Origin of the sequence: Caldicellulosiruptor naganoensis, assembly GCF_026914285.1 — a bacterium.
Classification (GTDB): Bacteria; Bacillota; Thermoanaerobacteria; order Caldicellulosiruptorales; family Caldicellulosiruptoraceae; genus Caldicellulosiruptor; species Caldicellulosiruptor naganoensis.
This window is the reverse complement of record NZ_CP113864.1, coordinates 248,056-273,057: the sequence shown is the minus strand read 5'-3', so window position 1 is coordinate 273,057 and position 25,002 is coordinate 248,056. Positions and strand designations below refer to the sequence as shown.

Genomic DNA, 25,002 nt, shown 5'->3' with positions numbered 1-25,002 from the left:
TTTTGTTATGGAAAATGTTTTAACAAAAGAACAATTGCTTGTGTTCATAAGGAAAAATAACATCCACGGTGTAAGTGACATTTATGAGAGTTTGAAGGATCTATTCAAAGACTTACTCCAAAGTTTTCTAGAAGCAGAAATTGAGGAAAGTTTAGGGTACGAAAAATATGATATCAAAAACAAGCAGACAACAAATTCGCAAAATGGTTATAGTCAAAAAACTGTCAAAACCAAGTTTGGTGAAATGGAGCTTGATATTCCAAGGGATAGAGAAGATGAATTTGAACCCAAGATAATTCCTAAGTACAAAAGAGATATTTCAGAGATTGAAGACAAAATCATAGCCATGTATTCAAGAGCAATAGCAACTCGAGACATTCATGTGCAAATAAAAGATATTTATGGTATCGAAATACCTGCTGAAATGGTTAGCAAAATTACAGAGAAAATTATTCAGCAGAATAAGATAATGGCAAAATAGACCATTGGAAAAGATATATCCGTTTATTTTCAGGGACGCGATTCATTACAAGATAAAAGACGAGGGTAAAAATTGTGAATAAAGCTGCCTATGTTGTTTTGGGTATTAACATTGAAGGATATAAGGATGTTTTAGGAATATGGATTGGAGAAAGTGAAAGCTCTAAATTCTGGTTGGGTGTTTTGAATGACTTGAAAACAAGAGGAGTAGAAGAGGTATTACTGTTTTGTGTTGATGGGTTGACAGGTTTAAAGGAAGCAATAGAAGCAGTGTTCCCGAAAAGCGATATTCAAAGGTGTATTATCCATCAGCCAAGTCAATTCGTTCAAATATGTTTCATACAAGCATATAAAAGAATTTTCAAAGGATTTTAAAAAAGTATATCAGGCAACTAATGAAGAAGAAGCACTGGAAAATTTTTATCATGTAAATGAAAAATGGGGGGAAACAGTATCCTTATGCGTTCAGGAGCTGGGAAAGCAACTGGAAGCTACTGACTTCGTTTTTTAAGTTTCCCCCGGCAGAATAAGGAAGATAATTTATACAACAAACATCATATAAGGAGTTTATAGACAATTTAGAAAAGTGACAAAGGCAAAATCAGTATTTCCAAACGATACAGCGTTAGAGAAAATGCTCTATCTTGCAACAAAAAATGTTGTAAGAAAGTGGACACAGAGGTACAGAAATTGGGATATAATATTAAATCAGCTTTTGATAATGTATCCAGAACGTTTAAGTGGATATATAAATTAATAACAAACCTCAGTTCGCTTTAGATTGCTTTCATGGAAGCAATCTAAAACAAATTAGAACCAGAAAAATCAGAGCAATATATTCCACTATTAAATTTTGTCCAGCTTTTAAAAAATTTATGCATAAAAATTTTTAAAATGGTAATACTAAAAAATAGAAGGTAGACAAGATTATCCTGAATTTAAATACACAAAATTATTTACAGACCCTTTTAAAAATTATCCTCTAATTTTTGGATCAATTCACCATCTTTCCAAATACCCTTAATTACCTCACCTGTTGCTTTATACATTGTCCCAGTTCCATTCATTTTATCGTTTTTCCACTCACCTTCATATCTATCCCCATCAGCCCATGTGTATATTCCATATCCCTCTTTGACTCCGTTTTTCCACTCACCTTCGTACTTATCACCATTTGCCCATATATATGTGCCTTTCCCATTTATCTTGTCATTCTTCCATTCTCCCTCATACTTATCTCCGTTTGCAAAAGTGCACGTCCCTCTGCCATCAAACATGCCATTTTTGAAATCGCCTTTATAAACATCTCCATTTGCGCTGTAATATTCTCCATATCCATCCATTGTATCATTTTTCCAATCACCTATATACTCATCTCCATTGCTCCACTTGCAGTAGCCATAGCCATGTCTCATACCGTCCTTTATCTCACCTTCGTAATAAAAATCTTTTCCCTCTATTACATGTTCCCGTCTAAAAAGCTGTGATAAACTTAAATTCTTATTACCTTTAAGAGATTTTATTTTCTCAGAAGGAATCACCATCAAATATTTCTTATTAGGATTCTCATTATAATACCCTGTAAATCCAATACCAATAACCTCGCCCCTGAAATTAAAAGCTGCCATCCCTGTATCGTCCTTCTTAATAGCCTCTCCACCAAGAACAAATACCCCGTTATCTTTATCATATTCAGAAACAAACACATTTGTATAAATAGCTGATGTGCTAATTACTACCACTCTATCACCTGGTTTGACCTTAGTTGAGTCGCCTATTTTTACATATGGCAGATTCTTAGCCCCTTTCAATTTTAAAATCGCTATATCCTTTGAAACATCATAGTCTATAACCTTTTCAACTTCATATCTCTGATTTCCAATATATACTTCCGCTTTCTGAAGATAATCGATAGCAGTATAAGTTGTTAATATCTTCCCATCAGGTGATAGCAAAATACCACAATATGTAAAAACCTTACCTTCTTTGTTATAACCTTTTAAAACAACAACCTTGTTCTTTTCTTTCTTGAGCTCATCTAAGGTCCAATACCTTACATTGAGTGTTAATATAACATCTTTCTTATAATTTTGAACCTTGCCTTTAAATACAAATCTGCCTACATTTTGAGTAGATACTCTATTAGGAGTCCATTTTACAGGAACATAAACTACTTTCTTGTCAGAAAGGGTAGCCTTGACTTTGCTTGGCAAGGTAAAACTGTCTCCAACTTTTACTATAATGTTTAAATTATCAATTTTCACAATTTTAGTTTTGGTTTGAGCTGATAAAACAAACTGAAAACCTGATATAATGCTCAGAAAACAAATAACAATAATTACTTTTCTAATTATTTCCTTCATTATGTCATACACCTCCACATAAAAGTTTGTAGTAATGCCTTCTTATTACTCCACTATTTGAGCTATGTTGTCTGTAATACGTTGGTAAAGACTACTTTTTGGCTTTATACGTTTGTTTTTAATATACCTGATTCTACGCCATATACACCTGGAGTTATCACAAAATAGTCTTCCAAGATGTACAATCCATCAATAAAAAACTTTACTTTCCACTTACCTGTAGGCATTTCATCGCTTATCTGTATGTAATGCCACTCAGTTATGTTGTCCATTCTCTCATCATCGCTCCAAACAATACCACTGCTTTGAACAAAAAATTCCCCATTAGGCTTATACCAAAGTATACTGCTTTGATGAAAACCCAAAACATCTTTATATTCAATCCTCACACATACCTTCTCGTCTCTCCTTGAAAAAGCTCTTTTATAAATTAACTCCCCACTTTCAACTGTATCACTGCAAAAGCCAAAGTCTTTAACATATATACTTGGTTCAAAATCATATGTTAAGATTTCTCCGCTGGCATTTATAGCTATGCAGGAAAATATCTGCCCGTCTTCTGTTGGCAGTGTAAACGGTGCTGCCCAGTCTATCAGCCTTATATTGTCGTCAATTACAAAAATGTATCTATAAATATCAGAAGGATTCAAATCCAGCTCACAACACAAAACTATCATCTCCTCTTGTCATCGGAATATATTTTTTCCCTGTCTTCTCTGATATGATTTCTAAATAAACTCTCTCTGCTTCTAAAAATGTGCATTCAAACCTGTACCTCATTATTTCCAACCCCTCTTTGCTATCTCTTTATCACTTCTAAGTACATTTGTAGTCATACACTTCTTTCTGTTTTCCTCAACCCATCTTTTCCACATAACCTCAAGTTCTTTCTTCTCTTCCTCACTTAGTTTAAATTCTTTTACCCACCTCTGAAAAAATGGAAATGGATAAAGTTGTATATTACTCTTCCCAAAACCTATCAACGCTTTCTTGCCTTTTTCAATATCTCCTACCTTTCGATAATAGTAAATCCCTAAATACTCTGGATCTTCTTTCTTCATAATCTCTTCTGCCTCTTTATATTTGCCATCAATTAGTTTGTTAAGAAATTCTAACATTTTTAATTGAAACTTATAATTTTTAAAATAATCTTTGTATTTTGGATAATTCTTTTTCCAGATGCCGTATACTTCTCTTAATTTATCCTTCATACCTAATTCATAATAGCAATCCCCTGAATATGATAATAGCTCAATATATCTGTTTAAAAATTTATTTTCATTATCTTCCTTATAAAGTTCCAAGAACTTTTCTATGTATTCAAGTGCTTTCTTATGATTTCCATATGCCTCTAAATATATCGCTGCAAGACTATAGTATGTTAGGATATTAAAATACCACATGTCTCTCGGATTCGTAGAGTCATTTATCATTAAGGATTTTTCTAACCAGCTGACAGCTTCCCCCATTCTTTCTATTTCCCCAAGTTCCCAACTCCTCTCAACAACAGCAATAGCTTTTGCATAATATGCCATTTTTCTCTTTAACCTTGATGTTTTATTATCTATACTCTTCAAAGCAAGGTCTGCATAATACTCCTCCATCATCGGATTATCAATCTGGTAAGCTATCTCCACAAGTCGATAATAACCGTTTATTTTCTCATCAGAAGTTTTAGCATTTTTAACAATCCATTTGGCAAGAGCTGCAGCGTTATTATACTCCCCTCTATCTTGCATGCTTGTTATTACATCATGTGTATCATCTATTGACAAAGTGTTCATTATAACTTTGTCATCTACAATGATATATCTGTTTGAAAAAAATCTAAAACCAAAATAAACCAGTATTAAACCTATCAATCCAATTATCAGCCACTTCCTGCTTTTCCTCATCCTTTTCAACTCTCATTCCCCTTCTTACTACAAACTTTTTTACCGGGTATATTTTATCAAAAAGCAATTACTCTCTTCAATACAAAGCACACAGAGCTCTTTGCAAAGCTCTGTGTGCAAAGATTTAATGACCAAAAGCTGGTTTTGCCACTTTTGTCGTAACATCAAATACTTTTTTAAGTTTTCCTAAATTACCAGATACTTTGGCTGCCTTTGCTAACTTATCTAATCCTTTGGTACCTGCTATACTAACCCCTACTTCAAACAGTGCTTTCCCTATCATTTCTCCTTTTTTGTAAGCATCACCATTTACAAATTCTTTCTTTGCCTTAGCAACAGATTGCTCTACATATTTTAATGCTGCCTGAGGATGTTTAACTACCACTTCTACCCCTTCTACAATCTGTTTTGGATGAGTTACAACATCAACTAAACTCTTTGCAGTATTTACAGCCCCTTTGAAAACTCCAACAGCAACTCCTATCTTAAACTTTGTAGCATTTGGTACTGCGAGCCATACACCCTGCATAGTGGTCTTTATCTTATTAAAACTTTTCTCATCAATGCTTAACCCTACGCTTTTTTCGGAAGTTATCTTACCTGTTGATAAAGAATGAGTTACCTTAGCTAAATTTATTTCAGCTTTTCTATTGTCCTTTACTGCTCCCCCAACTGTTACATTAACTTCCTGATTATGTGTCTTCAAAAGCACCAGTTTTGTTCCACCTGCAACCTCAGCACCCCTTTTGTTAACTGTTACATTACCTGCAATTTCAGTTTTATCATTAACTTTCGTACTCGTGATAGTCTCAAAACTCTTGCTAATTTTTCTCTTCTCTAATTCCAAATTCAATTTACCAGAATTGCTGTGCTCAACAACACCAGAAGCCTTCTTTGTATTTGCTTTGTACTGTGAAGTCTTCTCAACTCCTACTTCTCCACTTACTGAAGATGTAAATTTTAGATACATTTTGTTGCCTGCTACATTCAAGGTTATTTTTTTCTCTTTTATAGTTTTATTCCCTACAACAGAAATACTATTTGTTGTTGTAACATCTACAGCTTTTTTCAAACCTTCTTTAATATCCTTTGCAACGGTCTCTAATTTTTTCCCAGTTGATTTTACTACTGAAGAAATTTTGTGCTCTACTGTTTTAACTGTGTTATTCAAATTTGAAACTGTAGATTTTACAAAATTGTTGACTTTGTTCTGAATACTTTTTGCAGTGTCACTAATATCTTTTTTGATATTTGAAAAAATACCCAAAATCCCTCCACTATTTCGTGTATTCGAACCATGAGTTTTACTGCTGGTAGAAGCTTTTTGCAAAGAAGTGTTTGAAAGTGTAACTTTGTATGCAGCAGTAGACTGCACAGAAGGTTTATTAGGCACAATCCAACCTGTTGAAAGCAATCGTGCAGAAACACTATGATTGGAACTATTGACCTTAATATTGTTGTGAGTATTCTTAATCAGGTTATAATTCGTAATAATTTTACTACTCATACCCCTCACTCCTCGTTTCTCAATTTTTGTTTGATTATATCCCAAAAAAAAAAACAATATATAATATTGATGAATTTTTTCATATATTTGTTACTAAATTTGTTTAATATGCAAAATATAAACGGAAGTTAAGACGAAAACTAATTAAATGGTTTGTAATGTTTTAAAATTACTGATGAGGTTGTTGAATAACAGAAATAGCCATATAGAGTAAACATAGTAACAAGAAAGTTTTTATATTTAGTTCTAATTTAGGAAAAATCTAATAAAACACAATAGAAAAAAATATACTTATGAGCATTAAAGCACAAAATAAAAATTTTTAAGCTAATTATTTCAAAAAAATTACATTTTTTGCGTACAGCCAAAGAAGAAGTGATACCGCTTTTTTGGATTTTAACAGAGGAAATGAACATGACTTGAAAACAAGAAGAACTTTTGTATAGGGCATGGGGCTTTGGCTGTGAGATTGTATTAGCAGATGGAGGATACGATTGTAGCAGATTACATGTATAATTGTTAATATTTTTTATTCAACAACCTAAAATAAATGGCTCTTTGTCAAGAGTTGGGGTGGGTATTCTGAATGCCCACCTTTTTCAGTTTTATCAACCAAGCATTAATTGTAATATATGCCTATTACAGGTAAGCGATTTTAAAAACTCAATCCTACCTTTACCCGCTACTTTTGCGAGTTTTAATTATTCTCTTTACTTTATCCTAACTACCACAAACTATATAATATCCTCTTTCTAAATCTCTCAAAATTTCTATACCCATATGCATTTCTCTTTAAAACTTTTATCTTATTGTTAAAACCTTCTGTTACACTATTTGTATATGGAACATCAAAAGAATTTACTATCTCTGAAAACCAGTTCCTAAAAACCTTTATGCATCTGCAAAATTCACAAAGACCACTTCTCTCTGCCGCCTCTATCCACTTTTTTAATTCAACTTTTGCTTCTGCTGAATTACTGCTTTCTAAAACTTTCCTGAATTCTTCCTTGAGTCTATGCGCTTTCCTTAAATCTCTACTGTACCAAAACATCACTTCTAACTCTTCTCTTTGCTCTGCTGCAAGTTCTTCATAAGACTTTAACAATAATTTCCTGCTTCTCTTAAAATACTTCCTTAAATTATCTTCTAATTCCTTTTGTACTCTTTTCCTTACATTTTCTAATGCCCAATAAACATATCTTGTAAAATGAAATTTGTCTATTACTATTTTCGCGTTTTTAAAATATATTTTTGCTGTCTCCACAAATTGTCTCCACATATCACATACAAAATACTTTACTCTATCCCTATCCTTCAATCTCTTAAAATATTCAATCAAAACATCTTGTCTTCTGTCTCTTAAAATTTCTACTATCTGTTTTTTCACAGGGTCTACAATTATACACTGATATTTAGCTCCACCTGCATTTCCTTTGAATTCATCTATGCATATCGCCTCAGAAGAAAAATCCTCTATCTTCCTGGTAGGATTTACATTGTCAAATAACCTCATAACTGTGGTAACTGATACATTTGTCTGTCTTGCTACCTCTTTCATACTGCTCAAGCTACTTAAGCTGACTTATAATGTATGCTGCTAATCTATTTGTCATTCTTTGACGCTTGCCCAAAAAATTTATGTGTTCAAAAAATTTCTTTCCACATTCTTTGCAAACATATCTCCGCTTCCTTAAAACTAAATATGTTCTCTTACCCATTATTGGTATGTCCTTTACTCTTTGGACACGATAATCATGTATCTTGCTTGTGATACTGCCACATTTAGGACACTTGTGAGGTTTTTGCGCCTGACTTATATGGAGTTCTACTTCATTTTCGCTTTCTACTACTTGGTGGAGAATGATATCTTTTGATTTCAAAAGTTCTGTGATATAATTATGATTAAGCACTTATTCTGGATGCCTCCTTTCTTTTGTGTGTTTTTTTTTATACCTAAAAACAATTTTAATTATAGCAGGCATTCAGAATAAGTGCTATATTTTTTCTTTTCTTACCACCCCAATATTTATTATAGAGCCACCTCAAATTGTATGTTGCTGGTTTGATAGGCTGGGAAAGATATTCATACAAACATTTTTTGAGTTGCTGTTCGTCATGAAAACAGTTAGGGTAAAGGTCAAAAAAGTGTGTTATGTGGTATTTATAGTCGCTAAGCGTTCTTTCGCTTCTCCCTTCAGCACGCTTGTAAAACAAAAACTGCTGCATTGCTTCTTGCCAATCCAGTTTAACAATGCTTCTTTTTGGCATAATAAAACCACCTCTCGCATTTTTTTGCGATTGGTGGCTATGGCTTGCCATTTTTTAGTCCAATAGTAATGTTTAAGTCCGTTGATTTAAATTTTCCATCGGATTTGCTATTTAAGATATCATTTCCAATTTTTGTTTCAATCCTGTAACCCTTGAAAATACAGCCTCAAAAACAAATGGCGCGCCCAAGAGGATTCGAACCCCTGACCTACGGATTAGAAGTCCGTTGCTCTATCCAGCTGAGCTATGGGCGCGCATTTAAATGGTGCGCCATTAGGGACTCGAACCCCAGACCCGCTGATTAAGAGTCAGCTGCTCTACCAACTGAGCTAATGGCGCACCTGTTATTTAGCTTTATTAAATTAAATGGAGCTGGCGATGGGACTCGAACCCGCAACCTGCCGATTACAAGTCGGCTGCTCTACCGATTGAGCTACGCCAGCACCATTTTTTCTCATGATGGTGGAGGGGGTTGGATTCGAACCAACGAAGCCTGCGGCAACAGATTTACAGTCTGCCCCCTTTGACCACTTGGGTACCCCTCCATCTTTAACTTCCAAACAACTTCAAAGCCGACGCTTTTGTATTTTAGCACACACTACTTTTTCTTGTCAATACCCATTTACTTCTCATGGTCGGGGTGAGAGGACTTGAACCTCCGGCCCCATGGTCCCAAACCACGTGCTCTACCAAGCTGAGCTACACCCCGCCATCAGCATATATATGATAACATCATTTTTTGTTTTCGTCAAGAGGTTAAACACAGGAAATTTTTAACTTCTTTGTTCTCTGTTATGCATGGTATAATTAATAATGCCTACAATGTAAATCAAAATAATAGTATTTGGGGGAATATAGAAAATGCAGCATATCTTTAGCAGAGTCAGAAAAGCGGTAGAAGATTTTGAGATGATAGAAGATGGCGATAAAGTTGCGGTTGGTGTGTCTGCCGGAAAAGATAGCCTTACCATGCTCTACACTTTGAGCTTTATGAGAAGATTTTACCCCAAAAAGTTTGATGTTGTTGCTATCACAATCGACATGGGATTTGAAGGAATGGATTTTTTGCCAATCAAAGAATTTTGTGATAAAATAGATGTTGAATTTCATCTTGTGCCATCGCAAATAAAACAGATTGTGTTTGACATCAGAAAGGAAGAAAACCCTTGCTCGCTTTGTGCAAACCTTCGCCGTGGAATACTTAACTCCACTGCAAAAAGTCTTGGTTGTAACAAGGTTGCGCTCGGACATCACTTAGATGACGTGGTTGAAACATTTTTCCTGAGCCTATTTTTTGAAGGAAGAATATACTGTTTTTCGCCAAAGACATACCTTGACAGAACCCAGGTAACAATAATTCGACCCATGATTTATTTGAAAGAGCATGACTTGAGATCTGCTGCAAAAAAGCTCGATCTTCCTGTAATAACAAACCCATGCCCTGCAAATGGAAAAACTAACAGGCAAAGAATGAAAGAGTTTGTAAAAAGCTTAAAACAATTTCACCCTGCAACCAAAGATTTGGTCTTCAATGCTATAAAGAGAAACATATGGGGGTTGAAAGACTAAACTTTTGCAATTTTCCATGACAAAAGACTGGAGGCAAGCGTGAAGATGAAAAGGTTTTTAAGCTTTGTCTCATGTGCGACAATTTTGTCTCTCGTTCTATCAGCATTTGCAAAGCCGTACACAGAAATCTTGAGATTTAAAACAACACAGCAGATTGCTCCTCGCACGTACTATGAAAAGTATGAACTTTTGACAGATGAGGGATTTGTGGATATAAACTGCATAAAGCTTGACCTTATAGATGGCGGGTTTGACTTTGACGTGCTGAGAGCCAGCGTTGCAAACACCGGTGATTTTGTCTATAATATGGTCTACAACCAAATCGACAAAAACCCTGTTGCTGCAATAAACGCAAACTTCTTTTACACAAACACCAAGACAGACTACAATAAAATCTGGCCAATTGGAATTTCTGTGTCAGGTGGCAAGATTCTGTCTTCGCCAAATAGCAAGCAAAATACCTTCCCGGCCTTTGTGTCCACAAACTCGAATGAAATTCTTTTTGACTATATAAATGGTCTTTCATACAAGCTTGTAAATGTGGATTCTGGCTATGAATTCAAGATTGCACATATAAACAAGTTCACAGGCGATTTGACATACCCTATTTTGTTCACAGGCGACTATGTTCGAAAAACCATCGGAAACAAATACAAGGGAATTGTGGAACTCATCATAAAAGATGGCATCATCAAAGATATCAGAGAAGAAGCTCCAGCTGTGGCCTTAGATAAAGATGAATATCTTTTGGCTGCAACAGGAAACTATGCAAAAAACCTGAAAGCAAACTTCAAAGTGGGCGACAAAGTAAGTCTAAAGATAGACCTTTCCATTCCACTTGAGAAAATAAAAGCTGCGGCATCTGGTAATACCTTCTTGATAAAAGACGGCAAAATACCAACTTTTACTCATGAGATTCTAGGGAGGCATCCGCGCTCTGCTATTGGCATTGACAAAATTGGTCGATACCTCTATCTTGTTGCGGTTGATGGGCGAAATGGGAAGAGTATCGGTCTTTCACAGGGTGAGCTTGCAAGGTTCTTGCAGTCAATTGGCGTGTGGACAGCCATAAACCTTGATGGTGGGTATTCTACACAGCTTATTGCAAAGGACAATGATGGAAACCTCAAAGCCTTTTACAACACAGGTGAGACCAGAAAAGTCTTTGATTCAATAGCAGCTTTTTACAAATACAGAGATGATAAAATTTCCACATTTTATATAGACTGTCCTGACAAGGTCTTTGCAGGCGAAGAGTATCCTATAAAGGTATATGCAAAGGACAGATTTTACAACACAATCACATATGATGCTGTGTATTTGAAGGTGTACCAGGATGCTTATGAGATAGACATAAAAGATGGTTTATTTATGCCTTACAAAGACGGTGTTGTTACAATATCTTGTGTGTATGAAGATGTGTACCAGAAAGCTTTTGCACAAAAAAGGATTTCGGTGTACAAGCCAGAGATTTTGACCACAAGCAAAAAGCTGCTTTATCTTTTGCCCGGTGAGTCTGCCAAGCTAAGGTTTTATATAAAAGATAAGCTTGGCCACTTTAAAGAGATAGACCCAAGAAAAGTTCAAGCAGAAGAAAATCCTGCTTTTGAGTTCAAAGATGGGACTTTCATAGCAAAATCTAACTTCCGAGGCTTTGTAACATTTACTTACAAAGATTTAAAATGCAGTATACCCGTTGGAATAGGTGAGACTTTACAGCTTCTTAGGTCGTTTGATTACCTTGCCTTGAGCTGGCCAAAAGGTGTTTCGATGTTTCTTTCATCTAAGAACAAGACACAGGGAAAATATTCAAACAAGATATACTTCAGCGTCTCATCAACAAAAGGCAAAAGCTTTAAGCTCAATTTTAAAACTCCTGTTGACCTTACAAATATAAGCAAAATTTCATTTGACATTTGCGCAAATAATGTCAAAGTCTACCTTGGCTTTAAAATGCTAAATGGCACGCAAAAAGAGGTTGAAATACCTCAGATCAAAAGCGACAATTTCAAAAGCTATTCCTTGAATGTAGAGAGTTACAAAACTTTAGTGTATATTTTGATCATCCCCCAAAAAACACAAGGTTATATCTGGATTGACAATCTGAAAGGTAACGTTGTAAATTTACCTCCTGTTGAAAATATAAACCAGTATGTTGCAAAGTTTGATGAGAAGCTTTCAAAGACATCTGTTATCTTTCTGACAAAGAGTTTTGAAAATCTGCCAAGTGAGATCAAGAAAAAAATAGAATCAAACATTGGCAGCTATTTGAAATGCTACAGTCTTGAAAAGGACAATCCACCATACGAAAAGAATGAAAAGTTCAATATAGTATTTTTAAGAACCAAAAGCGGTTCAATTTTGGACTTTTCGTTCTATCAGTGGATCAGGATTAAAAATCTATCAGCTGAGAAAAAACCGCTGATTGTTGTTTTGGACATTCCCTTTGAAAGCCTCAGACAACGTGAAAAGGATATACTCATAAGGCTTTTAAAATCAAGAAAAGCACCTTCAATGATCATCTGCACCACAAGTGACTACACCCGTGTAGAAAGATACGATACTCTTTACATCGGCTATGCATCATCAAATAATCTGCTTGCAAAATCAAATGCAAAAAGTGTAAACCTCGCATGTGATGTTGAGAAAGGCTACATTTACCTTGCAAGAGGGCATTAAAACACAAAAAGGTCCAGACATAGCGTTTGGACCTTTTTGTTTTAAAGGATTATGAGAATAAATCCTCCACTTCCTTCGTTTATAATCCTCTGCAAAGTCTCTCTGAGCTTTTCTTGGCTCTCTTCTGGTACCCTTAGAAGCTTATTTTGAAGTCCTTCTTTTACAAGTTCGTGAAGCAATTTTCCAAATATGTTTGACTCCCAAATCTTTTTTGGGTCGTCTTCAAACTCTTTCATCAAAAAGTTCACAGGTTCTTCGCTCTGTTTCTCTGTTCCAACAATTGGTGACACCTCTGTCTCAACTTCAACTCTTATGATGTGCAAAGATGGTGCAGAAGCCTTGAGTCTTACACCAAAACTGTTCCCTCTTTTTACTATTTCGGGTGTTTCAAGCTTGAGCTCATCTAAAGCAGGTGCAACAATACCGTATCCCTTCTCTTTTGCGCTATTTAGCGCATCTTTTAGCTTTTCATACTCCCTCTTTATTTGCGAAAGAGCGCAAAGAAGTCTTACAAGATGATGTTCACCTTTTATTTCAAACCCGGTTGCCTCTTCTATAATCTTGAACAAAAGCCCTTCTTTGAAATAAATTGAAAGCTCGCTCTTCCCTTCTCCCAAATTTATTCCTACAACCTCACACCTGTCAATCTGGGGATGTTGTTTCAAAATCTCAAGCTGGTCTGTTATATCTCTGATTTTGTCAAGCTTTTCTGCATAGTCCTTTATCTTTTCATAAACCTCTTTTTTGAGCCACGACCCATCTTCCAGCTCGTCAAACCATCTGGGCATGTTAATCTTTACTTCAACAATAGGAAACTCAAACAGCACTGTCTCTAAAATCCTCTTTACATCCTCAATCTGCATCTGAAGACAGTTAACAATTAAAACTGGCATTTTGTACTTCTCTTCAAGATCTTTTTTGAGCTCCTGTGTGTCGGGTGAGTAGGGTTTTGCGGTGTTGAGAACAATCACAAATGGTTTGTTGATTTGTTTTAATTCTTCAATCACTCTCTCTTCTGCCTTTATGTAGTTTTCTCGCGGTATCTCAGTAATCGTGCCATCTGTTGTAACCACAATTCCAATTGTTGAGTGGTCCTGGATGACCTTTTTAGTGCCAATCTCTGCTGCCTCTTCAAACGGGATTGGTTTTTCAAACCACGGTGTTGTTAACCATGCGCGGATGGTTTTCTTCTAAGTGCCCCATTGCACCTTCAACAAGGTACCCGACACAGTCAACAAGACGTACCTTAAGTCGTGCACCACTTGATAACAAAACTTCAACAGCTTCATTAGGCACAAACTTGGGCTCTGTTGTTATTATGGTTTTGCCCTGCGCACTTTGCGGTAGTTCATCCTTTGTTCTCTCTTTTTTATACTCATCTTCAATGTTGGGAATTACAAAAAGGTCCATGAATCTTTTTATGAAGGTTGACTTTCCTGTTCTGACAGGTCCAACCACACCAATGTAAATGTCACCGTTTGTCCTCTTTGCTATTTCTCTGTAGATATCAGCATCCATCAAAACATCTTTCCCCCTATGCAATTTCAAATGGACTTGTCAGTAAAAATATATTTTTTTTGCGGGGGAAATATTACAAGATTTAACCTTTATTCTGTTTTCTGCTTTGAAATGATATTTGACCTTATCATCAGGACTAAGAATATCAAAATATATCCAAAGCTCAAAGCAGTAGGAATAACATCATTCTGAGTTTTTAACCCTTCTTTAAGAATCTCTTCAACCAAGTCTTTTAAAACCTCAGACGAAACAATCACCAAAATTAATGTTGTGGCAATGAAAAAGAGTCTTATATTAATTCTATTAGAAAGCTTAAACACAAAGTAGCCCAAAAGTACAGCTGCAAATATCCCCAGACCAATCCCGTAGAATAAAGTTAAGGATTTATCCTTGGAAAATGAAGCCAACGAAAATATTACCAGTTCCGCTCCTTCTCGCAGAACATTTACAAGAGATAGGAGAAAAATTCCATATGAATATTTTTGGAAATTAATAACCTTTTCATAAGTCTGCTGTTTAAATCCCTTTTCTGATATTTAATAGCTAAAGCTAAAAACCATGTAATTAGAATCACCAGTAAAGCTTTTAATGCTATCTCAATTCCCTCAAAGGACTCTTCCAAGCTCTCATAAAAGTCAAATACAATAATACCAAGCAATGCACTCAAAACAATCCCTAATGCCAGTCCAATATTCAAACTTTTTAGCAAATCCTTTTGGTTAAGCTTTTGAATAACCCCAATCATCACAGCAACTACAAGAATTATCTCAAAAACCTCTCTAAAAGCAATTACAAATCCCTGAACCATACCAAAAACTCCTTTCTTTGTTTTTGAAATTGATTTTCATTTTCAATTATAAAACAATTTAATGTTAATGTCAAGTATTTATATATGAATACTTGGTTATTATTTGTTATTCTACTATCTATCTGTGGACCTTTTATAAATTTGATTGTTTATGAAGAAATATTACCTTATACCCCTAATATGTATATTGACCTTTGCTGTATTAGAAGCTATAATATATTTAGCAAACAAAATAAAAGGAGTGGTGGGTATGCCATTTTATGATTTGAGGTGCAAAGAGTGCGGTGAGGAGTTCAATATCAGAGCTTCTATTAAAGAGAGGGAAAACAAAGAGATTGAATGTCCAAACTGCCACAGTCATGAGCTTGAGGCAGTTTTCAAAAGTGTTAATATAATCTCATCTTCGCGTTCAGACAGTGGCGGATATTCATGCCCAAGCGGATGTTGTGGTGGGTCTTGTGGGTTTTAATAAGAGGGCGGCTCAAAATTGCAGTATTCTAAGCTGCCCTCTTGTTTTTTTGTTTTTATTTTTTTAGTAACTGGTGTATAATAGACTTTATAACCTGCAAATCTTCAAGGTGAGGTACAATGTATAGGATATTTTGCGAAAGCTATCAGAACTTTTGTAAAAGTTTTGAAAATAGTACAGCACAAGATGAATTCAGATACAAGATTGCAAAGGTGTTTGAGCTCATAGTAGATTTGAATAGATTCCAGCAGGAAAGAGAAAGAAACTCAGAGCTTTACAAAAACCTGTGCGACCTTCTGTGGTTTATGCAGCAAAACATCGACAAATACCCAAAATTCAAAACATTTTTTGTGGACTTTGGAGTCAAGAGAAATTGTGCCCATCCCGTTTGGAATAACACCTCTAAGTATTCTTGAAGAGCAGGCAAAGCTTGAAAATATGTTTTTGAGCCTGTTGTACTGGGAGTAAAAATCAAAAAGGACCTCATCGGCAAACACCGAATCAGTCCTTTTTACTTTTGCTTTTCTTTTACCATCTTCACATATGTTGAGGCTGAAAGCCCGGCAATCTGACCCTCACCGACAGCTTTTGCAACCTGATAAGGCCTTCCCACTACATCGCCTGCTGCAAAAAGCCCTTCAATAGATGTTTGCATCTTGCTGTCAACTTTTATGTGCCCATCTTCTGTAAACTCAAGTCCGTAAATTAGCTGGTCAGCTGGCATTGTCTTTCTTATTATAAATATTCCATCAACATTCAATATCCTGTCTTCAAACTCTAACGCATTTACAAAGTCTTCCCCATACACACTTCTTGGGCGTGACAAAATAACCTCAACATTGTCTTTAAAATGAAACTCATTCTTTTTATAAAGTGGAATATAGTACAGTTTTTTTGCAAGCTCAGACAAGTACTCAGCCTCTTCTTCAGCTTCAATAGCCTCTCCAATAACCGCGATGGTTCTTCCCTTGTAGAGCATCCCATCACAAACAGCACAGTAAGAAATTCCCCGACCTACAAATTCAGCTTCATTTTCTAAAAGAGTTTTCTTTGGTGTGCCAATTGCTAAAATGACAGAGTATGCTTCATAAAACTCATTGTTTGCATTTATCGTAAAAATGTCACCTGATTTGTAGAAGTTTATAACCTTTCTGTGCACAATCTCAATACCCATCTTTTTTGCATGATCATAAAATGCTCTCAACAGCTCTTTTCCTGCTACACCATAAAACCCAAGATAGTTGTTCACCTCAGGTGCTCTGTAGATACTTGAGTCTTCTTCTTTTGTTGAAAACACAACAACACTTCTGTTTGTCTGAGCAAGATTTATGGCAGCAGACAAGCCCGCCGGTCCTGCTCCAATCACCGCACAATCATAAATCATCTTTAGCTTCACCCCTATATTATTATACCCATACAGGGTATATTTTAAAACTATCATTTCAAACTTTCAAGAAGTTTTCAATGTCCAGCACAAAAATCACCGCTCCGCCCTGTTCAATCTTCTGCTTGCTTACAAAAAACAGGCTCTGCAAAGCAGGTGGCAAAGTAGATTTTGAAACCTCTTTCCTTTCTGACACGTTCTTTTTTATAAGCTCAATCACATCATCAAGCCTATCATCTTCAGCACCTATCATGAATGTAACAGTGCCCCTATTCAAAAAACCGCCTGTTGAATAGATAATTGTTGCAGGAACACTATTTTCAATAAGTGCAAGGTTCAGTTTATTTCTATCCACTTCTGACACAATGGCCAAAACTAATTTCATTTTTTAAATTCACCCTTTTTAAAAATCAATTATGATATTATTTTACCACAATTTTCTTAAGTTGATTTAAATTTTATGCCAATTCTTTGTTGTTAGCAAATGCAATTTTGGTGGTATAATAATTAAATTAGAAGATTTTAAATCCATTTTGACAAGGAGATGTCGTAAAAAAATGCTTGAAATCATTGACCTTCACGTTGAAGTTGGCTCAAAAGAGATTTTAAAAGGTGTCTCTCTCACAATCCCGGATGGAGAGACGCACATTCTGTTTGGCCCGAACGGAAGCGGAAAGACAACTCTGATGATGAGTATTATGGGGCTTCCAAAATACAAAATAACGTCAGGCAAGATTATCTTCAATGGCATTGACATCACATACATGCCAACTCATGAGAGGGCAAAGCTTGGGATTGGAATGATGTTCCAAAAACCACCGGCAATAAGAGGAGTTGAGCTAAAAAAACTTTCTGAGATAATAAAGTCTATAAGAAACACCGATGCTGACATCCAAGAGTATGCAAGAATTTTAAATTTGAAGGAACATCTGTCAAGAGAAGTAAACTATGGATTTTCTGGTGGTGAGATAAAAAGGTCCGAGCTTTTGCAGCTTTTGTGTCAAAAACCAAGCCTTGTACTTTTGGATGAGCCAGAGTCAGGTGTTGACCTTGACAATATTACCCTTTTGGGAAATGTAATTAAAAAGCTTTTGAAAGGTGAAAAGATAAAAAAACGTCACACCTCCGGCTTGATTGTCACACACACCGGGTATATTTTAGAGTATGTCAATGCAGACAAAGGACACATTCTGATGGATGGAAAGATAGTGTGCTCAGGTTCTGCAGAAGACCTCTTTGAAGAGATAAGACAAAACGGGTTTGGGAGGTGTGAAAATTGTCTTCAAGACACTATATAGATGAAAAGATTTTGGAGCTTGCAAAGTCAGCTTTAAATAAAAAGGCAGCTTATGGGCAAGATGTTGACCTTTCAGTTTTTGAAGAAGCAGAAGAAAAAGATCAGATTTCAGAGCTCTCTAAACTTCCAGAAGAGATTCAAAAGACAATCCTAAATGCTGGAATAGAGGTATCTGAAGAAGGCCGGTCGGGAAGTTTTTTGCAGCTTGACCACTCTGTTGTATACAGACGGCTTCAGCAAAGGTACCAGGGCCAGCTTGAGATTTTGGACATAAATGAAGCTTTGGAAAAGTATCCAGAGGTTCGCGAAAAGTATTTCTGGAAAGCGGTAAAGCCTGACAGGGATAAATACACTGCATTTTCGGCAACACACCCTGCCCACGGGTATTTTATAAGAGTGTTCAAAGGACAGAAGGTTGAAAAGCCAATACAGGCATGCCTGCTTTTGCAGGAAAATGCAAGGATACAAAACGTGCACAATATTGTCATCTTAGAAGAAGGTGCAGAGGTTCAGATTATAAACGGATGCGCAACAGCACCAAAGGTAAAGGAAGGGCTGCACATTGGAATTTCTGAGTTTTACCTTGAAAAGGGAAGCAGGCTCACATTTACAATGGTTCACAATTGGGCAGAAGATTTTTATGTCAGACCCCGTGGAGTGACCATTGTTGAAGATGATGCTGTGTTTGTTTCAAACTACGTGCTTTTAAAACCTGTGAAGTCCATACAGTCGTTTCCCATTGCAATTTTGAAAGGTAAAAACTCGGTTGCATCCTTCAACTCGCTCTTGTATGGGCTAAAAGACTCTGAGATTGACATGGGCTCTCATATCATCTTAGAAGGTGAAAATTCAAGTGGCCAGGCAATATCAAGGGCTATTGTAAAAGACAGGGCAAAGATATACTCGCGTGGAGTGTTAGAAGCAAGGCACAATCAATCTCGTGCGCATTTAGACTGTCGTGGAATTTTGTTCTCTGAAGAAGGTGTTATGTATGCTGTGCCAGAGCTATTGTCAGACGGTGCGCCACAGAGCCACCTTTCACATGAGGCAGCAATAGGTCCCATTGCCGAAGAAGAAGTAGAATATCTGATGGCAAGAGGGCTTTCAAAAGACGAGGCAATATCTCTTATAACCCAGGGGTTTATGGATGTAAAAATACTTGGGCTTCCCAAGCATCTTGAAAATTATATACAGGAGCTTATTTTGCAGACGCAGGAGGAGAATATGTAAAAATAAAGAGGCAAGGCGGCAAAGCCTGAGCTACTATCCGGTTATTTGGATAGTTAAGGCTTCTTTTGTGCTAAAGTCTTAAGGGTTTGCTGCCTTGCCTATTGTTTTTATTCATATCTTAGCGCTTCAATGGGATTTAAGCGCGCTGCCTTCTCTGCCGGAAGCATTCCAAAAATAACTCCTATCAAAACTGAAATTCCAAAAGCCACAAAAGCCCACTTTAGCGAATACACAGGCTCAACTCCAGGAATCCTTGAAATCCCCACCGCAATTACAAAAAACCCAAGCAATATACCAATTATACCACCAACACCTGTTATAACCATCGACTCTATGAGAAACTGTACTCTAATATCCCTTCTCTTTGCTCCAATTGCTTTTCGAATCCCAATTTCTCTTGTTCTTTCTGTAACAGACACAAGCATTATGTTCATAATTCCAATGCCGCCAACCACAAGAGAGATTGTAGCAATGCCGCCAAGTATTATCATCAGAAGATATGTTATTTGATTGAGAGTCGACATAAGTTCAGACATATCATAGACTGAATAGTTTTCTTCCTTTTTTATAACATTGCTCAAATATGCTTTTATCCTTTTTTTGACCTCATTGTTCTTATCAGCAGAAACTGTACGTACCAAAAAATTTTTCACAAGCGCATAGTCGTCTGTGGAGAGGCTATTTAAGGAAAACAAGGGCACTATGATACTGTCGTCAACCGTGTTGTCCCTTCCGCCCTGTTTTTCTTTTAAAACTCCAACCACCTTGAAAACCTGACCATTTACGTTTATCTCTTGCCCCACTGGATTTTGGCTATTAAATAGCTTTTTCTGTATCCTCGAACCTATCACTGACACTTTTTGCCTAAAATCACTGTCTACAGGACTTATAAACCTTCCTTTTGAAAGCGCAAGGTTTTGTATCATCATGTACTCGGCTGTTGCACCAATAATCTGGCACTCCTCTTTTTTACCTCTGAAAATTGCCTGAGCAGGATATTGGACAAATGGACTCACACCCATGATAACATCGTTATTTTTCCTTGCAAACTCTAAAAATTGATCAACTGAAATGTCTTCGCTCTTTGAAGCTGGATTTATAAAAACATACACAAGGTTTGTACCAAGCTTTTCTATCTCTTTTGTAATACCAGCTGTGGTGCCCTCAGCAAGCCCCACAGCTGCAACCACCGCTCCAACGCCTATGACAACACCAAGAAGCGTTAGAAATGACCGTAACCTGTTTAGAAAAATGCTCTGGATTGCCATCTTGCAAGAAAGCAAAAACTTCTCCATCGCACAACATCTTCCCCTTTTTAGTAGAAAAGACTTTGACCCTGTTTTTCAGTATCAAACTTTGGAAGCACCACTTCTTCGCCCTCGATAAGTCCTTCCAAGATTTCAACATATTTTTCGGTTGTCATGCCAAGTTTGACCGGCCTTTTTTCTGCATCTTTATAGTAAGAGCTGTCAAGTCCGTATTCGTCTGTTTTCTGGCTGGTTTTTTGTTCTTTGTTTTTCTCAGAAGTTTTAGCCTTTTGTTGTGTGTAAACATACACATAATATTTTCCATCTTCTTTGTGAACTGCTTCAACTGGTACAACCAGCGCATTTTCCTTGGACTTTAAGATAATCTCTGCTTCTGCGTGCATCCCAATTTTTATACTGTTGTTATTTTCAAACTCTATTTTAACAACAAACTTTGAGACGCTGCTACTATCTGATTGAGCCTTTTCAGAAATCTCTGCAACATACCCTTCTAAAGGCCTATTTCTTGTACTTCCTACTGCATCAAGCTTTATGTTAACCTTCTGCCCTGGCTTTATCTTCAAAATGTCAAGTTCTTCCACCTGAGCATTTATTGCAAGGTGTTTTGGGTCATATACTGAACATATTAACTGCCCAGCACTTACCACATCACCATCCTGAAGATTCAAATCAGCTATTTTACCGTCAATTGGTGATAAAATTTCAAAGTTTTTCAAATCCTCTTTGGATGCTTCTATCTGGGACTTTATTTCTTCTATCTTCAAATCAAGCTGTTTTATTTGCATTTCAATATCATCTGTCGAAAATTTCAAAAGCAAACTATCCATTTTTACCTTCTGCCCGTTTTCCACAAAAACCTTTTCTATTTTGCCAGAAACAGGACTTACAATACTCTTTTTTGAAAATACCTCTAAAACACCTTCGCTGAGCGATGTCACTTTTTCGCCGGTTAAAAGTTTTAAACTTATACTTGCCCTCATACTTTCAGTCAAACTACCGTTTTTGTTTGAAACTACTACCTTTGCATCAAATACCATCACACCATCATCATTTTTGTATATCCTGCTACCAATACTTTCCACAACACCGTCGACTCTATCCATAAGGTCAGATACTACAACCTCTGCCTTCTGCCCCTTTTTTACCTTCCCATAGCACCAGGCAGGAAGCTGGGTGCTTAGCTTCATCTTTGAATCATCAACAATAGTCATTATCTGCATTCCTTGGCTGACAAGTTGACCTTCTTCTGCCGCAAGGTTTTGGATAAATCCTTCTTGAGGAGATTTTAAAATATAGTTCTGAAGTTGTCTTTGCAAATTTTCTCTCTGAAGTTCAAGCTCAAGACGCTGTCTTTCTAAAGAGTCTATCTTATAAACTGCTTGACTGTCATCTATCTTGGCAATTAAATCTCCTTTTTTGACATATTGCCCGTTTTTGACAAAAATCTTTTCTAAAGTACCATTTACTTTTGATAAAACATTCCTTGTGCTGCTGCTTTGCACAATGCCAGATACCAAAAGTGTTTGCTTTAAAGAAATCCTCTGTACCTTTGCAGTCTTGGGCTTAGATGAAGCATCCTTTTTGCTCCCAGATGGCATTGTTAAAACAAGTGTTAAAATAAATCCCACTAATATAAGTAACACAATAATTACAGCTTTTTGCCAGTTTTTTAGACCTTTTGCAGTGCTTTGCATGTTAGAATACTCTCCTTTTTTATCTGCCACCAAACTTCATAAAGTTTTGTGTAAACATTGAAACAATCGGCATTATGAGTGTGACTGCACTATAGACAATACTAACAATAATACTTTTTGCTTTGTTAAGTTCACAGGCAGCAAACACCCCAATCCCAATTAGTACATATCGCCATATAGCAAACACATGCAGGTATGTTCTTATAAAATACTTAAAATTCATTTGAATATCCAAAATGTTCAAATTTACGACCCTGGCATATATCACATAGAAGATGTAATATGGAATCATTACAAGATTTGCAACTGCCACAATTGTAAGTGCTTTTTTGTAATCAATCTCACCACCTGCAAGCCTTACAATTACGAGCAAGACAAAGGAAGCAATAAAAAATGAAATAAAGGTATTTACAAATGCCGTTCCTGCCAAAAAGATAGGTGATTTTGTAAGTTTTAAAGTTTTCAGAGTAGCTTCTTGTACTTGAGGGTCTTCAATTGTTCTTTTCACATATTCTAATAAAGCTTCTTCTGTCACTTTTGGCATAAACAAGGTCGTGAGGGCTGCTATCACTGGTATCAAAAATATTAAAATTAGAAAATCCGGTTTTTCTTTTACCTTTTGAAATACTTTTCCCGGTGAGACAATCAGATTTAAAAGATTTGAAGGTTTCAAATACTCCACCTTTTAAACCCCTCCTTGAAATTTTTGGTACATGATTAGGCTCACACACCCAAGCACCAATTCCATCTCTAAGCAATCATAAATTTGCTGTAAATATTATACCTTAAGTTTTTGTTTGTTGCAAGAAATATTTGTAATATGGCTAAAAAATAAAATAGCTGCCTTTATCTATATCTTCAATGGCAGCTACTTTCATTTTATGCAATAACCTTTGCCAGGCCCATCTCATATTTTCTATAAAACTCTAAAAACTCATTTCTAACCATTGGTTTTGAAAATAAAAACCCTTGAGCAAAGTCACATCCAAGTTCTTTTGCCACTCTGTAATGAAATGGTGTTTCAACACCTTCAGCAATAACTTTTATTTTCAATGCATGGGCTATCTCAATAATTCCTTTTATTATTACGCTAATACTCTTGTCAAAAACTGCATTTTCAATGCATCTATTATCAACTTTCACTGCATCCACTGGAAAATATCTTATGGTATCAACAGCTATATTGCTACTACACCAATCATCCACAATTATCCTAAACCCTTTATGTTTAACCTCTTCAGCAACTTTTAAACAGTCAGAAAGATTTGTATCTATATCTTGCTGATTTATTTCAAATGCCATTATCTTATTGTATTTACTATAGTGAGTAAATACTTTGTTTGAAAAAATACACTCAGCTACACTTGAATCTAAAAACGATACATTTAAAGAAATGAAGAAATCATCTGGCAACATCTTCTCAAAAGCTGGCACATCCTCAGCAACGGTATCTAAAACCCACTCTTCAATCTCAGGAATCATTCTCTCTTTTTGAGCAACTGACATAAACTCCTTTGCAGAAACCATTCCTTTTTCAGGACTTATCCATCGAACAAATACCTCTGCTCCAGCAATTTTGTTTTTCTGCAAATCCACCAATGGCTGATATACAAGCAAAAAGTTTTTCTGCAAGATTGCCTTTTTAAGTTCATTAGAAATTGAAATGTTGTAGAAAAGCTTTGTATTATCTTCACTACTTGTAAAATATATTTTCTTTTCTTCCCTTAGCCTTGCCTGTTCAAGCGCTTCTGTAGCAGCTTTTAAAACTTCGTCTATACAACTTCCATCCTGAGGATAAAAAGCAACTCCTACAACGCTCTTTAATTCAAACTCATCACCAACCAAATACCATCTACCTTCGATAGTCTCCTCAATGATTTTTATGTATTCTATTAACAAATCTCTGCATCCATAATCATAAAAGATTATTGCAAATTTATTGTCCTCTATTTTTGTAACAAAGCTTTTTTCTGGAAGCCCATTTTTAAGTTTATAACCAATATCTTTCAAAATAATACTCAAGATAGAATAAAAACCTTCACTTTGAAACCCCACTAAATTTTCTATATCAACTACAGCTACTGCTATTTCATCAAAATGTGAAGGCACCTTTTGACTCAGCCTTTCAAAAAATATTTCAAGCTGAAGTTTGTTTGGAAGCCCTGTTAGCATGTCAAAATATGCAATTTCAACTATCTTTGTTTTTTTGCCATTTTGAAACCTCTTATGCTCATTTTTTGTAATATCTAAAAGTTTCCTTTTGATAGTATCACATTGAACAATCGTTTTTTGCAGAGACATTTTGAGCTTGTATTTTTCTTGTAAAAGGGTGTATAGTGTGTAAAATAAGTAAAAGCTGTCTGCTGTAACCACCACTGCAGAAGAAATGCCCACAAAAAGTTTGTATTTTTCAAAGAATGACTCTTTAAAAAATGCTATGTATATTACCATAGCTAAATAAGTAAGATTTAAAACAAAAAATATCAGGGCAGTAAGCAAACTCTTTCTGAAACATCTTGAAAAATAAAACTTTGAAAGCATAAATCAAATTCCTCCAGTCCCCTCGGAGGTTT

At 35.9% G+C, this 25,002-nt stretch carries 20 protein-coding genes, 5 tRNA genes and 4 pseudogenes; 8 read left to right on the top strand and 21 right to left on the bottom strand.

Translation table 11 applies throughout. The features are described 5' to 3' along the window. The first annotated feature begins 7 nt into the window (after positions 1 to 7). Positions 8 to 1,237, top strand: a pseudogene (locus tag OTJ99_RS01335) (IS256 family transposase). Between the two features lie 211 nt (positions 1,238 to 1,448). Here OTJ99_RS01335 and OTJ99_RS01330 read toward each other — a convergent pair. From OTJ99_RS01330 to OTJ99_RS01310, 5 genes are all read right to left on the bottom strand, one after another. After that, entirely contained in the window at positions 1,449 to 2,843 is a 1,395-nt protein-coding gene (locus OTJ99_RS01330) for an Ig-like domain-containing protein (protein ID WP_052671452.1), read from the bottom strand. A 104-nt stretch (positions 2,844 to 2,947) separates the two neighbouring features. After that, a complete protein-coding gene (locus tag OTJ99_RS01325; RefSeq protein WP_045165607.1) occupies positions 2,948 to 3,520 on the bottom strand; it encodes a hypothetical protein in 573 nt (190 codons plus the stop codon). Further along, positions 3,501 to 3,623 carry a hypothetical protein gene (locus OTJ99_RS01320; protein WP_268748467.1) on the bottom strand — a complete coding sequence of 41 codons (123 nt, stop codon included), beginning with the start codon at positions 3,621 to 3,623 and terminating at the stop codon, positions 3,501 to 3,503. Before OTJ99_RS01320 ends, OTJ99_RS01325 begins: the two co-directional genes overlap by 20 nt. Beyond that, positions 3,623 to 4,738, bottom strand: coding sequence for a tetratricopeptide repeat protein (locus OTJ99_RS01315; protein ID WP_045165604.1), 1,116 nt, complete (start codon positions 4,736 to 4,738; stop codon positions 3,623 to 3,625). Before OTJ99_RS01315 ends, OTJ99_RS01320 begins: the two co-directional genes overlap by 1 nt. Before the next feature lie 124 nt (positions 4,739 to 4,862). Beyond that, entirely contained in the window at positions 4,863 to 6,245 is a 1,383-nt protein-coding gene (locus OTJ99_RS01310) for a hypothetical protein (protein ID WP_045165482.1), read from the bottom strand. Positions 6,246 to 6,587: 342 nt separating this feature from the next. On the opposite strand from OTJ99_RS01310, the pseudogene OTJ99_RS13115 reads away from it, so the two are divergent. Then, positions 6,588 to 6,749: pseudogene (locus OTJ99_RS13115) on the top strand (ISNCY family transposase); the annotation flags it as partial. Between the two features lie 216 nt (positions 6,750 to 6,965). On the opposite strand, the pseudogene OTJ99_RS01305 reads toward OTJ99_RS13115, so the two are convergent. The 7 genes and pseudogenes from OTJ99_RS01305 to OTJ99_RS01270 all read right to left on the bottom strand — a co-directional run bounded on the left by OTJ99_RS01305 (position 6,966) and on the right by OTJ99_RS01270 (position 9,222). Then, positions 6,966 to 8,155 (bottom strand): annotated as a pseudogene (locus OTJ99_RS01305) (ISL3 family transposase). A 55-nt stretch (positions 8,156 to 8,210) separates the two neighbouring features. Continuing rightward, positions 8,211 to 8,513, bottom strand: a complete 303-nt coding sequence (locus tag OTJ99_RS01295; protein WP_045165483.1) for a hypothetical protein — start codon at positions 8,511 to 8,513, stop codon at positions 8,211 to 8,213. 177 nt (positions 8,514 to 8,690) lie between these two features. Continuing rightward, positions 8,691 to 8,767 (bottom strand) — tRNA-Arg (locus OTJ99_RS01290). Positions 8,768 to 8,776: 9 nt separating this feature from the next. Next, a tRNA-Lys gene (locus OTJ99_RS01285) sits at positions 8,777 to 8,852 on the bottom strand. 28 nt (positions 8,853 to 8,880) lie between these two features. Then, positions 8,881 to 8,956, bottom strand: a tRNA-Thr gene (locus OTJ99_RS01280). Positions 8,957 to 8,973: 17 nt separating this feature from the next. Further along, positions 8,974 to 9,058 (bottom strand) — tRNA-Tyr (locus OTJ99_RS01275). A gap of 87 nt (positions 9,059 to 9,145) precedes the next feature. Beyond that, positions 9,146 to 9,222: transfer RNA gene (locus tag OTJ99_RS01270), tRNA-Pro, on the bottom strand. Positions 9,223 to 9,374: 152 nt separating this feature from the next. Here OTJ99_RS01270 and OTJ99_RS01265 point away from each other — a divergent pair. Together OTJ99_RS01265 and OTJ99_RS01260 are read left to right on the top strand one after the other, a co-directional pair. Next, entirely contained in the window at positions 9,375 to 10,082 is a 708-nt protein-coding gene (locus OTJ99_RS01265; RefSeq protein ID WP_045165484.1) for a tRNA 2-thiocytidine biosynthesis TtcA family protein, read from the top strand. A 45-nt stretch (positions 10,083 to 10,127) separates the two neighbouring features. Beyond that, positions 10,128 to 12,761 carry a phosphodiester glycosidase family protein gene (locus OTJ99_RS01260; protein WP_045165485.1) on the top strand — a complete coding sequence of 878 codons (2,634 nt, stop codon included), beginning with the start codon at positions 10,128 to 10,130 and terminating at the stop codon, positions 12,759 to 12,761. A gap of 41 nt (positions 12,762 to 12,802) precedes the next feature. Here OTJ99_RS01260 and spoIVA read toward each other — a convergent pair. The 3 genes and pseudogenes from spoIVA to OTJ99_RS01245 all read right to left on the bottom strand — a co-directional run bounded on the left by spoIVA (position 12,803) and on the right by OTJ99_RS01245 (position 15,087). Beyond that, positions 12,803 to 14,279: pseudogene (gene spoIVA / locus OTJ99_RS01255) on the bottom strand (stage IV sporulation protein A). 89 nt (positions 14,280 to 14,368) lie between these two features. Beyond that, positions 14,369 to 14,701, bottom strand: coding sequence for an FTR1 family protein (locus OTJ99_RS01250; protein WP_333782808.1), 333 nt, complete (start codon positions 14,699 to 14,701; stop codon positions 14,369 to 14,371). A 23-nt stretch (positions 14,702 to 14,724) separates the two neighbouring features. Next, positions 14,725 to 15,087: an FTR1 family protein gene (locus OTJ99_RS01245; protein ID WP_268748488.1), complete on the bottom strand. Its 363-nt coding sequence runs from the start codon at positions 15,085 to 15,087 to the stop codon at positions 14,725 to 14,727. 250 nt (positions 15,088 to 15,337) lie between these two features. Here OTJ99_RS01245 and OTJ99_RS01240 point away from each other — a divergent pair, with 250 nt between their 5' ends. Together OTJ99_RS01240 and OTJ99_RS01235 are read left to right on the top strand one after the other, a co-directional pair. Further along, the gene (locus OTJ99_RS01240; RefSeq protein WP_045165486.1) at positions 15,338 to 15,556 is read left to right on the top strand and encodes an FmdB family zinc ribbon protein; all 219 of its coding nucleotides are present in this window, start codon (positions 15,338 to 15,340) and stop codon (positions 15,554 to 15,556) included. A 119-nt stretch (positions 15,557 to 15,675) separates the two neighbouring features. After that, positions 15,676 to 15,972 carry a hypothetical protein gene (locus OTJ99_RS01235; protein WP_235374684.1) on the top strand — a complete coding sequence of 99 codons (297 nt, stop codon included), beginning with the start codon at positions 15,676 to 15,678 and terminating at the stop codon, positions 15,970 to 15,972. A 95-nt stretch (positions 15,973 to 16,067) separates the two neighbouring features. Here OTJ99_RS01235 and OTJ99_RS01230 read toward each other — a convergent pair whose 3' ends face one another. Both OTJ99_RS01230 and OTJ99_RS01225 read right to left on the bottom strand, forming a co-directional pair. Further along, positions 16,068 to 16,997, bottom strand: coding sequence for an NAD(P)/FAD-dependent oxidoreductase (locus OTJ99_RS01230; protein ID WP_045165487.1), 930 nt, complete (start codon positions 16,995 to 16,997; stop codon positions 16,068 to 16,070). Between the two features lies 1 nt (position 16,998). Continuing rightward, positions 16,999 to 17,325, bottom strand: a complete 327-nt coding sequence (locus tag OTJ99_RS01225) for a cyclic-di-AMP receptor (protein WP_045165488.1) — start codon at positions 17,323 to 17,325, stop codon at positions 16,999 to 17,001. Positions 17,326 to 17,497: 172 nt separating this feature from the next. Between OTJ99_RS01225 and OTJ99_RS01220 the strand changes: the two genes are divergently transcribed. Then, on the top strand, positions 17,498 to 18,238 hold the full coding sequence (locus tag OTJ99_RS01220; RefSeq protein ID WP_045165489.1) for an ABC transporter ATP-binding protein: 741 nt from the start codon (positions 17,498 to 17,500) through the stop codon (positions 18,236 to 18,238). Then, positions 18,217 to 19,467 (top strand): SufB/SufD family protein, encoded by a 1,251-nt coding sequence (locus tag OTJ99_RS01215; protein ID WP_045165490.1) that lies wholly within the window; start codon positions 18,217 to 18,219, stop codon positions 19,465 to 19,467. The genes OTJ99_RS01220 and OTJ99_RS01215 overlap by 22 nt, the downstream gene beginning before the upstream one ends. Before the next feature lie 107 nt (positions 19,468 to 19,574). Here the strand turns inward: OTJ99_RS01215 and OTJ99_RS01210 are convergent, their stop codons facing one another. The 4 genes from OTJ99_RS01210 to OTJ99_RS01195 form a co-directional block, all read right to left on the bottom strand. After that, on the bottom strand, positions 19,575 to 20,762 hold the full coding sequence (locus OTJ99_RS01210) for an ABC transporter permease (RefSeq protein ID WP_045165491.1): 1,188 nt from the start codon (positions 20,760 to 20,762) through the stop codon (positions 19,575 to 19,577). Between the two features lie 20 nt (positions 20,763 to 20,782). After that, on the bottom strand, positions 20,783 to 22,429 hold the full coding sequence (locus OTJ99_RS01205) for an efflux RND transporter periplasmic adaptor subunit (RefSeq protein ID WP_045165492.1): 1,647 nt from the start codon (positions 22,427 to 22,429) through the stop codon (positions 20,783 to 20,785). Between the two features lie 19 nt (positions 22,430 to 22,448). Then, complete coding sequence (locus tag OTJ99_RS01200) at positions 22,449 to 23,111, bottom strand: Yip1 family protein (RefSeq protein WP_045165493.1); 663 nt, start codon at positions 23,109 to 23,111, stop codon at positions 22,449 to 22,451. Positions 23,112 to 23,308: 197 nt separating this feature from the next. Then, positions 23,309 to 24,970, bottom strand: a complete 1,662-nt coding sequence (locus OTJ99_RS01195; protein ID WP_045165494.1) for an EAL domain-containing protein — start codon at positions 24,968 to 24,970, stop codon at positions 23,309 to 23,311. Between the last annotated feature and the right edge of the window lie 32 nt (positions 24,971 to 25,002).